Origin of the sequence: Aquipuribacter hungaricus, from assembly GCF_037860755.1 — a bacterium.
Lineage (GTDB): Bacteria > Actinomycetota > Actinomycetes > Actinomycetales > JBBAYJ01 > Aquipuribacter > Aquipuribacter hungaricus.
Genome location: NZ_JBBEOI010000115.1, coordinates 1 through 11,309, shown reverse-complemented (window position 1 = coordinate 11,309; position 11,309 = coordinate 1). Strand labels below are relative to the sequence as shown.

General features: G+C 75.6%; 10 protein-coding genes. 4 read left to right on the top strand and 6 right to left on the bottom strand.

Annotation, left to right across the window (positions count from 1 at the left end):
• Window positions 1-183 precede the first annotated feature (183 nt).
• Window positions 184-2,160 carry a vWA domain-containing protein gene (locus tag WCS02_RS12410; protein WP_340293636.1) on the bottom strand — a complete coding sequence of 659 codons (1,977 nt, stop codon included), beginning with the start codon at window positions 2,158-2,160 and terminating at the stop codon, window positions 184-186.
• A gap of 107 nt (window positions 2,161-2,267) precedes the next feature.
• Window positions 2,268-3,224, bottom strand: coding sequence for a lipoyl synthase (gene lipA, locus WCS02_RS12405; RefSeq protein WP_340293634.1), 957 nt, complete (start codon window positions 3,222-3,224; stop codon window positions 2,268-2,270).
• A gap of 79 nt (window positions 3,225-3,303) precedes the next feature.
• Between lipA and WCS02_RS12400 the strand changes: the two genes are divergently transcribed.
• The 3 genes from WCS02_RS12400 to WCS02_RS12390 are packed head-to-tail and all read left to right on the top strand — an operon-like array spanning window position 3,304 to window position 6,372.
• Complete coding sequence (locus WCS02_RS12400) at window positions 3,304-4,233, top strand: LLM class F420-dependent oxidoreductase (protein ID WP_340293632.1); 930 nt, start codon at window positions 3,304-3,306, stop codon at window positions 4,231-4,233.
• 10 nt (window positions 4,234-4,243) lie between these two features.
• Window positions 4,244-5,299 (top strand): nucleoside hydrolase, encoded by a 1,056-nt coding sequence (locus WCS02_RS12395; RefSeq protein WP_340293630.1) that lies wholly within the window; start codon window positions 4,244-4,246, stop codon window positions 5,297-5,299.
• Window positions 5,299-6,372, top strand: a complete 1,074-nt coding sequence (locus tag WCS02_RS12390; protein WP_340293628.1) for a phosphatase PAP2 family protein — start codon at window positions 5,299-5,301, stop codon at window positions 6,370-6,372. Before WCS02_RS12395 ends, WCS02_RS12390 begins: the two co-directional genes overlap by 1 nt.
• Before the next feature lie 54 nt (window positions 6,373-6,426).
• Here the strand turns inward: WCS02_RS12390 and lipB are convergent, their stop codons facing one another.
• Both lipB and WCS02_RS12380 read right to left on the bottom strand, forming a co-directional pair.
• Window positions 6,427-7,065, bottom strand: coding sequence for a lipoyl(octanoyl) transferase LipB (lipB, locus tag WCS02_RS12385; protein WP_340293626.1), 639 nt, complete (start codon window positions 7,063-7,065; stop codon window positions 6,427-6,429).
• Window positions 7,062-7,622: a MarR family winged helix-turn-helix transcriptional regulator gene (locus WCS02_RS12380; RefSeq protein ID WP_340293624.1), complete on the bottom strand. Its 561-nt coding sequence runs from the start codon at window positions 7,620-7,622 to the stop codon at window positions 7,062-7,064. Before WCS02_RS12380 ends, lipB begins: the two co-directional genes overlap by 4 nt.
• 103 nt (window positions 7,623-7,725) lie before the next feature.
• Here WCS02_RS12380 and WCS02_RS12375 point away from each other — a divergent pair, with 103 nt between their 5' ends.
• Window positions 7,726-10,287, top strand: a complete 2,562-nt coding sequence (locus tag WCS02_RS12375) for an MMPL family transporter (RefSeq protein WP_340293621.1) — start codon at window positions 7,726-7,728, stop codon at window positions 10,285-10,287.
• Window positions 10,288-10,342: 55 nt separating this feature from the next.
• On the opposite strand, the gene WCS02_RS12370 is transcribed toward WCS02_RS12375, so the two are convergent.
• Together WCS02_RS12370 and WCS02_RS12365 are read right to left on the bottom strand one after the other, a co-directional pair.
• Window positions 10,343-11,068, bottom strand: coding sequence for an adenosylcobinamide-GDP ribazoletransferase (locus tag WCS02_RS12370; protein ID WP_340293619.1), 726 nt, complete (start codon window positions 11,066-11,068; stop codon window positions 10,343-10,345).
• A 35-nt stretch (window positions 11,069-11,103) separates the two neighbouring features.
• Window positions 11,104-11,309: nicotinate-nucleotide--dimethylbenzimidazole phosphoribosyltransferase (locus WCS02_RS12365; RefSeq protein WP_340293616.1), on the bottom strand; the 206-nt coding region annotated here is incomplete at its 5' end.

Sequence of the window (11,309 nt, the reverse complement as noted above, 5' to 3'; positions counted from 1 at the left end):
CGACCGGCCCACCGCCGCAGCCGGCCGCGAGGGCACAGCGGTCCGGCTCCCCGCTCCCGCGCTGGTACCGCCCGGCCGTCGCGGCGGTGGCGGTCTCGCTCGCCGCCGTCGTCGCGGCCCTGGCCGCCGCGGTCACCGGGGGCTAGAAGCCGGGGGCGTCGACCGACGAGAGGGAGCCCACGCTCAGCCGGTCCGCGCGCCGGAGCGTGTCGTCCGCCAGCCCCAGAGCACGAGGGCCACGAGCAGGGCGGCGAGCAGGGACGCCGCCCCCACGAGGACCGGCAGCAACGCACCGCCGGAGCCGTCCCGGCCTGCCTCGGTACCCGACGCGGCCTCGACGGCGGGGGAGACGTCCTCCGACGGCTCAGGGGCCGAGGACGGGGCCGGCTCGGAAGCCTCCTCGGACGGCTCCGCCGAGGGCACGGCCCCGCCCGCGGTCGTGGCGTAGCGGGGGCCGGGCTGCGGGTCGCCGAGCACGTCGACGCTCACGGTGTAGGGGACGGCGAGGCCGATCTCGTCCCCGGAGGTCTCGTCGCTGTCCATCGACAGCATGAGGTAGAGGTCCCCGGGCCGGCTGAGGCGGCGCACCTCGTTGTAGACCGTCTCGCCACGGTTGGCCCAGGTGACCGGGTGGGTGGTGATGGCCATGTACCCGCCCTCGTCCTCCATCTGCACGTACCGCGTGCTCTTGGAGCCGATCGGGTAGGCGTGCCCGCGGGTCTCGTCGAAGAGCAGCAGGTTGGCGTAGTTGCCCAGCCGCAGGGCGTCGTCCAGCGCGGACCCCTCGACGGTCGGGGGGAAGTCCACCCGCACCGCCAGCTGCTGGCCCCAGTCCACCGGCACGCGGTAGAAGACGGTCTCGCCCAGGCGCATGGAGTCCGACCAGGCGCCGGGCTCGAGCAGCGTCGCGTCGTTGAAGCTGGGCCCGCCGTCCACGGGGGAGGGGTCCGGCAGCGGCTGCAGCTCGGGAAACACCGTCGTCTCGTCGCCCTCGGTGCCCAGTCCCTCCGTCCCGACCACGGGGGGCTCGAGCTGGACGAGCACCTCCATGGGGAACGGCCCGGGCGAGCTCGAGATGGTCCAGTCCACCGTGAGGAGGAACTGGTCCTCCTGCTCGCACTCCTCCATCCAGGAGTAGGTGCTCAGCGCACCGGGCCCGACCATGACGGAGCCGCTGAGCGGGGAGCTGCCGCGCTGGTTGTCGGTGCTGTCGGGGGAGAAGGCGCACTGCACCGGGTCGGGCGAGGTCGTGTCGACCGTGGTCGTCACATAGCCGCGCACGCCGCGCCGCTGCGGGTCGTCCCCGCGCGTGATGGTGACGCCCGCGCGCATCGTCCAGCCGCGTGGGACGTCGACGAGGTAGTGCACCGGGGCGTCCACGGCGATGGCGTCGAGGTACTGCCCCTCCGCCAGGACGGGTGCCCCCTCCGGCGTCAGGGATCCCTGCACGGGGGTGCCCTCGGGCTGGTAGACGCGGAAGCCCCGGTCGAGGCTGGTGTCGAGCGCCTCGGTCAGGTCGCCGGCGTCGGCGGCGTCGACGTACCGGCCCCCGCCGGCGTCGGCCACGCACTGGAGGATCCGGCGGGCGTCCTCGTCCACCCGGAAGCCCACCACGTCGATGCGGAGGTCGACGCCCTGGACCGCGAGCTCGCCGGCGACCACGCAGGGGTCCGGGTCGCACGTCGGCTCGCCGTCGGAGACGAGGACGACGGAGCGGGGGCCGGTGCCGGTGAGGTCACCGGCCGCCGCCCGCAGCGCCGTGCCGATGGGGGTGTCGCCGCGGGGGGACAGCGACTGCACCTGCGAGGTGATCGCCGCGCGGTCCACCGGCCCGACGGGGACCCGGAGGGTGGTGTCCTCGCACGAGCCGGGCGCCTCGGAGTCGACCCCGTCGCCGTAGGTGCGCAGGCCGATCCGGGACGAGGCGGGCGCGTCCTGGGCGAGGGCCACCACAGCCTGCTTCGCGGCCTCCATCCGGGTCTGCCCGCCGCCGGCGTCGGCCTCGGCCATCGAGCCCGAGGAGTCGAGCACGACGACGAGCTCGGGGGTCTCGGACGCGGCGGGGCCGGCGTTCCCCGGGGCGACGCCCAGGGTGAGCGACAGGAACGGGGCGAGCAGCACGGCGACGACGGCCGGGCGCAGGCGGGCGGTACGGGTCATCGGTCCCCCAAGAGGCGTTTACGACTGCGAACGTTCGCAGAGGTAAACATACGTGGGCCGACCACGGCAACCCCCTGCCGTGGCCGACCCTTCCGGCTGAGGTCGGCTCAGGCCGTGACGGTCTGCGCGACCGCGGTCGCGCCGGTGCGCGCGGCCAGCGCCTCGCGGTACAGCCGGCCCGCGCGGTAGCTGGAGCGGACCAGCGGGCCGGACATGACGCCCGCGTAGCCGATCTCGCGCGCCTCGGCCTCGAGCTCGACGAACTCCTCGGGACGCACCCACCGCTCCACCGGGTGGTGCCGGGGCGTGGGGCGCAGGTACTGGGTGATGGTGATGAGGTCGGTGCCGGCCTCGTGCAGGTCCCGCAGGGCCTGCGACACCTCCTCGCGCGTCTCGCCCATGCCGAGGATGAGGTTGGACTTGGTCACCATGCCGGCGGACCGGCCCTGGGTCAGCACGTCGAGCGAGCGCTCATAGGTGAAGGCGGGCCGGATGGCCTTGAAGATGCGGGGGACCGTCTCCACGTTGTGGGCGAACACCTCGGGGGCGGCGTCGAAGACCTGCTGGAGGAGCTCGGGCACGCCGTTGAAGTCCGGGACGAGGATCTCGACGCCGGTCCCGGCGCAGAGGTCGTGGATCTGCCGGACGGTCTCGGCGTACAGCCAGGCGCCGCCGTCGGGCTGGTCGTCGCGGGCGACGCCGGTGACGGTCGCGTAGCGAAGGCCCATCGTGCGGACGCTCTCGGCGACCCGGCGCGGCTCGTCACGGTCCAGCGGGGACGGCTTGCCGGTGTCGATCTGGCAGAAGTCGCACCGGCGGGTGCACTGCTCGCCGCCGATGAGGAAGGTCGCCTCCTTGTCCTCCCAGCACTCGAAGATGTTGGGGCAGCCGGCCTCCTGGCAGACGGTGTGCAGACCCTCGGACTTCACGAGCTTCTGCAGGGCCGTGTACTCGGGGCCGGTCTTCACCCGCGTCTTGATCCACGACGGCTTCTTCTCGATCGGCACCGAGGCGTTGCGTGCCTCGATACGGAGCATCCGGCGGCCGTCAGGGGCGAGAGTCACGCCGGCAACGGTACGCCGCCGTGCGCGGGCGGGCCGCACCGGCAGCCGTGACCTGGCCCACGCGCCTAGGGTCGTCGTCATGGAGCTGCGCGTCTTCACCGAGCCCCAGCAGGGCGCCACGTACGACGACCTGCTGGCCGTCGCCAGGACCGCGGAGGAGTGCGGCTACGGCGCCTTCTTCCGCTCCGACCACTACCTCGCGATGGGCGGCGGCGACGGCCTGCCCGGACCCACCGACGCCTGGACGACGCTTGCGGGCCTGGCCCGGGAGACCTCGACGATCCGGCTGGGGACGCTGGTGACCGCGGCGACGTTCCGGCACCCCGGCCCGCTGGCGATCACCGTGGCGCAGGTCGACCAGATGTCCGGGGGCCGGGTCGAGCTCGGCCTGGGCTCGGGCTGGTACGCCGAGGAGCACACGGCCTACGGGCTGCCGTTCCCGTCGCTGGGGGAGCGCTTCGACCGGTACGAGGAGCAGCTGGCGATCATCACGGGGCTGTGGGCGACCCCGGTCGGGGCCACGTTCGGCTTCGAGGGCGAGCACTGGACGCTCGTGGACTCCCCGGCGCTGCCTAAGCCCGTGCAGGAGAAGGTGCCCGTCCTGCTCGGCGGGACCGGGGCCAGACGCACCCCGCGCCTCGCCGCCGCCTACGCCGACGAGTTCAACGTGCCGTTCGCGCCGGCCGAGGAGGCTGTCGCGGCCTTCGACCGCGTGCGCCGGGCCTGCGAGGACGTCGACCGCGACCCGGCGACCATGACCCTGTCCGCCGCGCTCGTGCTCTGCGTCGGCCAGGACGACGCCGAGGTCGACCGGCGCGCGGCCGCGATCGGCCGCGACGCCGACGAGCTGCGGGCGAACGGGGTGGCCGGGACCCCGGACGAGGCGGTGGAGACGCTGCGGCGCTGGGCCGACCTGGGCTGCGAGCGGGTGTACCTGCAGGTGCTCGACCTGCACGACCTCGACCACCTCCGCCTCGTCGCCGACGCCGTCGCCCCCGCCCTGCGCTGAGGCGGTCGACGTGGTGGACGGTGGGGCCGACGGCGCGGTCGACGGCGTGGTCGACGGCGTGGTGACCGGCGGTCCTGCCGCGCCCCGGCCCGTCGCGCTGGACGTGGACACCGGCGTCGACGACGCGCTCGCCCTGCTGTTCGCGGTGGCCAGCCCGCTCGTGGACCTGCGGCTGGTGACCTGCGTGGGCGGCAACGCCGACCTGGACGCGGTCACGGCGAACACGACGGCGGTGCTCGCGGTCGCCGGGTCGGACGTGCCGGTGCACCGCGGGCACGCCCACCCGCTGTCCGGGCCCCGGCCGCCGGCCGAGGCGTGGCACGGCGTCGACGGCCTCATGGGCTGCCGCCCCGAGGTCGCCGCGCGGCCCGTCCGTCCCGAGCACGCCGTGGAGGCCCTCGCCGGCCTCGCCGTCGCGCTGGCCGACGCCGGCGACCCGCTCACCCTCGTCCCGCTGGGGCCGCAGACCACGGTGGCCGCCATGCTGACCGGCGACCCGGCCGCCGCCGGACGGCTCCGCCTGGTCCACCTCATGGGGGGCAGCGGCGTGGGCGGCAACGTCACCGCGGCGGCCGAGTTCAACGTGCACCACGACCCCGAGGCCGCGGCCGCCGTCGTCTCCTCCGGGGTGCCGGTGGCCATGTACGGCCTGGAGGTGTTCGAGCACGTCCGCCTGCCCCGTGCCGACATCGACGCGCTGCGCGCGGAGCAGCACCCGGCGCTGCGGCTGGCGGGCGAGCTCTGCCACGCCTCCGCCGCGCGCAGCGGGACCGACGACGCCTGCCTGGGCGACGCCGGCGCGGTGGTCGCGCTGGTCCGGCCCGACCTGGTCCGCACCGAGGTCCGCGACGTCGCCGTGGAGACCGGGGACGGCCCCGCCCGGGGGGCCACGGTCGTCGACCGGCGCCGCGGCGGCCGGGACCGGCTGTGGCACGGCCACCCCGTCACCGTGCACGAGGAGATCGACGGGCCCGCCGTGGCGGCCGTCTGGCTGGCGACACTGCGTGACCATTACCACAGCGCGTCGACGGGTGGGGGAGCGGCTCCCCCTGTACATTTCACCTGATGTTCACCGACCAGACTGCTGTCCCCGTGGCCGCGTGGCAGCGCCTGCTCGGTGTCACGCTCGCCACCACGCTCGCCTTCGGCGTCCTCATGCTCGTGACCGCGTGGGCCCAGGGCCTGCCGCTGCGCGACCCCGACGGCCTGCTGGGCCCGAGCTACGTCCGGCTGCCCCTCATCGCCGCCGGGATGATGCTGCTCGACCTGGTCCCCAGGGTGGGGCTGCGGGTGTGGCGCACGCGCCGGCCCCTGGCCGCCGTCGTGCGCGACGTGGCGCGGGAGCGCCTGTCCGGGCGCCGGGTCGCGGTCGTCGCCGCCGGGCTGGCCAGCTTCTACATCTCCTACGTGGCCTACCGGAACCTCAAGAGTTTCCTGCCGTTCGTCAACCAGGACCTCTACGACCGCTGGCTCGTCGGCTCGGACCTGTGGTTCACCGGCGGCACGCAGCCCGGTGACCTGCTCCACGACCTGCTCGGCACCGGCGTCAGCGCCGACCTGCTGTCGGCCACGTACATGGTCTTCCTGCCCTTCGTGCCGGCCTCGCTCGCGGCGGCGCTGGTGTGGTCCGACGACCTGTCGCGCGGCGCCTGGTACGCCTCCGCCCTCAGCCTCAACTGGATCTTCGGGACCCTCAGCTACTACGCGCTGCCGTCCCTCGGGCCGATCTACGTCGAGCCGTACCGCTTCTTCGACCTGCCGACCACGGCCGTGACCGGCCTGCAGGACGCGCTGTGGGGCAACCGCGTCGAGGTCCTCACCGACCCGCACGCCACCCAGTCGGTCCACGGCATCGCGGCCTTCGCGTCGCTGCACACGTCGATCGTGTTCACCGCCGCCCTCATCGCGACCCTGTGCCGGATGCCCTCGTTCGTCCGCTGGGGGATGTGGGTCTTCTTCGTCCTCACCGCCCTGGCCACCGTGTACTTCGGCTGGCACTACGTGCTCGACGTCGTCGCCGGCGTCCTGCTCGGCGGGGCCGCCGTGTGGCTCGCGGCGCTGATGACCGGCCGCACCGGCCCGCTGTCCCGGCCGCGGGTGCGAGCCGAGGCGCGGACCTCGGAGCTGCTCGCCGCCTGAGCGGCCCCCCGGGGAGGCGCCTCAGCGCCTCGCCCGACGCTCCTGCCCGGCCGGTCAGGGCAGGACGCGTAGGACCTCGCGCTCGACGTCGTCCACCACGTCTGCGACCGTCACGCGGCGGCCCAGCTCTGCGGTCAGCGACGTCACCCCGGCGTCGTCGATGCCGCAGGGCACGATCGGGTCCGCCCACGACAGGTCGCAGTCGCAGTTGAGCGCGAAGCCGTGCATGGTGACACCCCGGGCGACGCGGATGCCGATCGCGGCGACCTTGCGGTCCTGGCCGGAGGGCCCGGGGGAGCCGTCGCCCCGGACCCAGACCCCGGACCGGCCCTCGACGCGCTCGGTGGCCAGCCCCAGGCCCGCGCACACGGCGATGAGCGCCTCCTCGAGGCGCCGCACGTGCGCCACGACGTCGACCGGGTCGGGCAGCCGGACGACCGGGTAGCCGACGAGCTGGCCCGGGCCGTGCCACGTGATCCTCCCGCCGCGGTCGACGTCGACCACGGGTGTCCCGTCGGTGGGCCGGTCGTCACGGTGGGTGCGCTTGCCCGCGGTGTAGACCGCCTCGTGCTGCAGCAGGAGCAGGCGGCCGGGTGCCCCGTCGGCGACGGCGGCGTGCTCCTGGCGCTGCAGCTCCCAGCCGTCCAGGTACGGCACGAGGCCGTCGAGGCGGCGGACGACGACGTCGCTCACGGCGCGTCCGTCCCCGGCTCCAGCAGCGCGACGAGCGCGGCGCGGAAGTCGTCGAGGTCGCAGTGCTCGGCCACGCGGTCGTCCACCATCTCCAGGTCCATCCCCGAGGCGGCGATGGCGGCGAACGCCCGGCGGCCCTCGGGGGTGACGGTGACGACGCGCCGGCGGCGGTCCGTGGCGTCCAGCTCGCGGCGGACGTGGCCCTGCCGCTCCAGCTTGTCCAGGGTGCGGGAGATGGTCTGGTCCTCCACCTTCGTCAGCCCTGCCACCTGGTGCTGCGACAGGGGCCCGGCCATGAGGTGCGCGACCACGCCGAAGCCGGCGTGGGTGAGGTCGAAGCGCGCCAGGGCCTCGTTCCACCGCTGCTCGACCAGCCTCGCGGCCGTCGACAGCAGGCGCCCGGTCGGCCAGCCGGAGGGATGGTCGCCGGCGGTGGGCGCAGTCGTCACGGCGTCCGGCCCGTCGGTCCCGGGAGGGGGTCCGTCGACGGCGGGGCCGGCGGGCGCGGCGGTGCCGCCGGTGCCCTCGTGGGCCGGGCTCGTGCGGGCTGCAGGCACGGGGACGACGCTAGCCGCCCCGCCCGCGCTCGCGTCACGGTGGTCACGGGGGATACCCTACGTGTGCTGATCGTTCGCATACGTAGAGACTGGGGCTGACGCCGTGGGTACCGACCGCACCTCGCACCGCACCGCCGACGACGGCGCCCGGGCGCGTCGCCGTCGCTGGCTGGTGCCGGCGCTCCTGCTGCTGGTCTGGCTCGCGGTCGCCGCTGTCGGCGGGCCGTTCCAGGGGCGGCTGGCCGAGGTGCAGGAGAACGACGCCGCGGCCTTCCTGCCGGACGGGGTGGAGTCCACGGAGCTCAGCGCCCTCGCCGAGGGGTTCGCCGACGACGACACCTTCCCGGCCCTGGTCGTCGTGGAGTCCGCCGACGGCACGCCGCTGACGCCCGCGCAGACCGAGGCCGTCGCGACGTTCGCGGCCGGGGTGCCCGACCTGCCGCTGGTCGTCGGCACCGAGGACGACGACCTGGCCGACACCACGGTGGGCGAGCTGCTCCTGCTGCCCGACGTGCCGGCCGCCGCGCCCGCCGCACCCGACGCACCCGACGCGCCGGCCGTACCCGCGGCACCAGCTGCTCCCGGACCCCCGGCGGGCGGTCTGCCCGTGGTCCCGTCCGAGGACGGCGAGGCGGTGCTCCTCGTCGTGCCGATCAGCTCCGCCACCGCGGAGGAGACGCTCGAGGACGGCGAGACCGGGGCGGCCGCGGTCGTCGCGGCGCTGCGCGAGGCGGACGGCGAGCAGCTGCCCGAGGGGCTCGACAGCTACGTCGCCGGCCCGGCCGGGGCCACGTCCGACTTCGCGGAGGCCTTCGGCGAGATCGACGGCATCCTGCTGGGGGTGGCGCTCGGCGCCGTCCTCGTCATCCTCCTGCTCGTGTACCGCAGCCCGGCGCTGCCCTTCCTCGTCATCTTCTCGGCCGTCTTCGCGCTGTGCGCAGCGAGCGTCGTCGTCTACCTGCTCGCCGCCGAGGACGTCGTCGGCCTCAACGGCCAGTCCCAGGGCATCCTCTTCATCCTCGTCGTGGGTGCCGCGACCGACTACGCCCTGCTCCTGGTGAGCCGGTACCGCGAGGAGCTGCGCCGCCACGACGACCCGTACCGGGCCATGGGGATCGCCTGGCGCCGCGCCTTCGAGCCCGTCGTCGCCTCGGGCACCACCGTGGTGCTCGGGCTGCTGTGCCTGCTGCTGTCCGACCTGGGCAGCAACCGCGGCCTGGGGCCCGTGGCCTCGGTGGGCATCGTCGCCGCGATGCTGTCCGCGCTCACCTTCCTGCCCGCCGTGCTCCTGCTCCCCGGTCCCGTCGTCGTGCTCCTCGTCCTCGGCCTCGCGGGCGGGGTGCCGGCGCTGGTGGCGGGGTTGCTCGGGGCGGGCACCCCGGTCGTGGCCGGGGTGGGGGTCGCCGGGGCGCTGCTCGGCCTGGGCCTGAGCGTCCTGGTCGGCCTGCGGCTGCGCCGGCGCACCCGTCGCCGCGTCGCCGAGGGCCGGGCGGGCGAGGGCGGGCGCTGGGTGTTCTGGCCGGTCGAGCCCCACGTGGGCAGCAGCGACACCGCGCAGACCGGGGTGTGGGCGCGCGTGGCCCGCCTGGTCGGGCGCCGGCCGCGCGCGGTGTGGGTGAGCACCGTCGTGGTGCTCGGGGCCCTGGCCGCGTTCCTCCCCCTGCTCGACGCGGACGGGGTCGCCCAGTCCGACGTGTTCCTCGTCGAGGTGGAGTCCGTCAGCGGCGGCGAGGTGCTCGCCGCGCACTTCCCGGCCGGCTCCAGCTCGCCGACCTACGTGCTCGTCGACGAGGCGGACGCCGAGGCCGCCCTCGCCGTCGTCGGCGACGACCCGGGGGTCACGTCCGCCGACCTCACCCGCGAGGCCGGCGGCGACCCGCGGGCCCCCGGCGAGCCCGTGGTGGTCGACGGCCGGGTCCAGGTGGAGGCCGTGCTGTCCGACCCCTCGGACTCCCTCGCCGCCCAGGGGACCGTGCAGCGGCTGCGCGATGACCTGGACCAGGTGTCGACGGACGCGCTCGTCGGCGGGGCCACGGCCCAGCAGCTCGACGTCCTCGACGTCTCGACCGCCGACCTCTACCGGATCATCCCGGTGGTGCTCGCCGTCATCTTTGTCGTGCTCGCCCTGCTGCTGCGCAGCCTGGTGGCACCGGCCCTCATCCTCGCCGCCAACATCCTGTCCTTCGCGGCGACGCTCGGAGCCTCGGCGCTGGTGTTCCGGTACGTCCTCGGCTACCCCGGGGCAGACCCGGCGGTGCCGCTGTTCGGCTTCGTGTTCCTCGTCGCGCTCGGCATCGACTACTCGATCTTCCTCATGACGAGGGTGCGGGAGGAGTCGGCCCGGGTCGGGACGAGGCCCGGGATCCTCGCCGGGCTGTCGGTCACCGGCGGGGTCATCACCTCCGCGGGCATCGTCCTGGCGGCGACCTTCGCGGCGCTCGGCGTGCTGCCGATCCTGTTCCTCGCGCAGATCGCGTTCATCGTCGCCTTCGGCGTGCTGCTGGACACCTTCGTCGTCCGCTCGCTGCTCGTGCCGGCGCTCGGCTACGAGCTGGGCCGCCGGGTGTGGTGGCCGCACCCCATGGCCCGTGCCGACGCCCCGGGGGAGCTGCGGGCCACTCCGCACGGCCGGCACGCGACCACGACGACGGAGCCCGCCGTCTAGGCGGCTGGTGCAGTCGTGCGCCGGCGCGCGTCAGCCGGTAGGAGCCGGCGTGGCGTCAGCCGGCCGACAGCACGACGAGCGCCGCCAGCAGGGCGACCTCGACACCCGCACCGAGCACGTCGCCGGTGAGCCCGCCCAGGCGCCGGTGGGCGTGGCGGGCCAGCAGCCCGGCGGCCAGGACGGCGAGCCCGACGGCCAGCGGACCTCGCGGGCCCGCGGCCGGCCACGCCACGGCTGCAACGGCGAGCGGGACCAGCACCGCCACGGGCACCGAGACGGAGCCGAGGACGCCGGCGCCGAGCCCCCCGGGCCGGGCCGCCGCGGTGCCCCGGGCGGTGAGGACGGGCAGCACCGCGCGCGAGGCCGCCCAGGCCAGGGTCACGGCGGCGAGGGCCGTCGGGGCCGTGGTGTCCGCCAGCGCGGCGAGGGCCGCCGCCTGGGCGCCGAGGACGACGACGAGCACGGTCGCCCCGCACGGGCCGACGTCCCCCGTCCGCATGACCTCCAGCGCACGGTCCCGGTCCCAGGACGCGACGAGGCCGTCGGTGGTGTCCGCGAGCCCGTCGAGGTGGAGGAAGCGCGTCGCCAGCGCACCCGACCCGAGGGCGAGCAGCGCCGCCGCCGCGGGCGGGACCCCCAGCGACGCGAGGCCGACGAGCACCGCACCGACGAGCAGCCCGGTCGCCGCGCCGGGCAGCACCGCGCCCGTCATGGCCACCGCGGCCGCCGCCCGGTCGACGAGCACCGGGGCGGGGACCGGCAGCACCGTCAGCGTGCCCACGGAGAGGCGGAGGCCGTCACGGACGGCCCCGGGCCTCACGCGGGCGGGAGCACGTCGGCGAGCAGCGCCGTCTCGGCGAGCAGCACCGCGGCGGCGGACAGCAGGGGCAGCGCGACGAGCGCCCCGCTGCCCTCGCCGAGCCGCAGCCCGAGGTCGACGAGCGGGTGCAGGCCGAGCGCCGCGAGCGCCGGGGTGTGGGCGGGCTCGCTGGAGCGGTGCCCGGCCGCGAACCACGCGGCGG

Coding starts and splice junctions, on each gene's coding strand:
- WCS02_RS12410 (WP_340293636.1), bottom strand. CDS start 2,160: ATGACCCGTACCGCCCGCCTGCGCCCGGCCGTCGTCGCCGTGCTGCTC.
- WCS02_RS12400 (WP_340293632.1), top strand. CDS start 3,304: ATGGAGCTGCGCGTCTTCACCGAGCCCCAGCAGGGCGCCACGTACGAC.
- WCS02_RS12390 (WP_340293628.1), top strand. CDS start 5,299: ATGTTCACCGACCAGACTGCTGTCCCCGTGGCCGCGTGGCAGCGCCTG.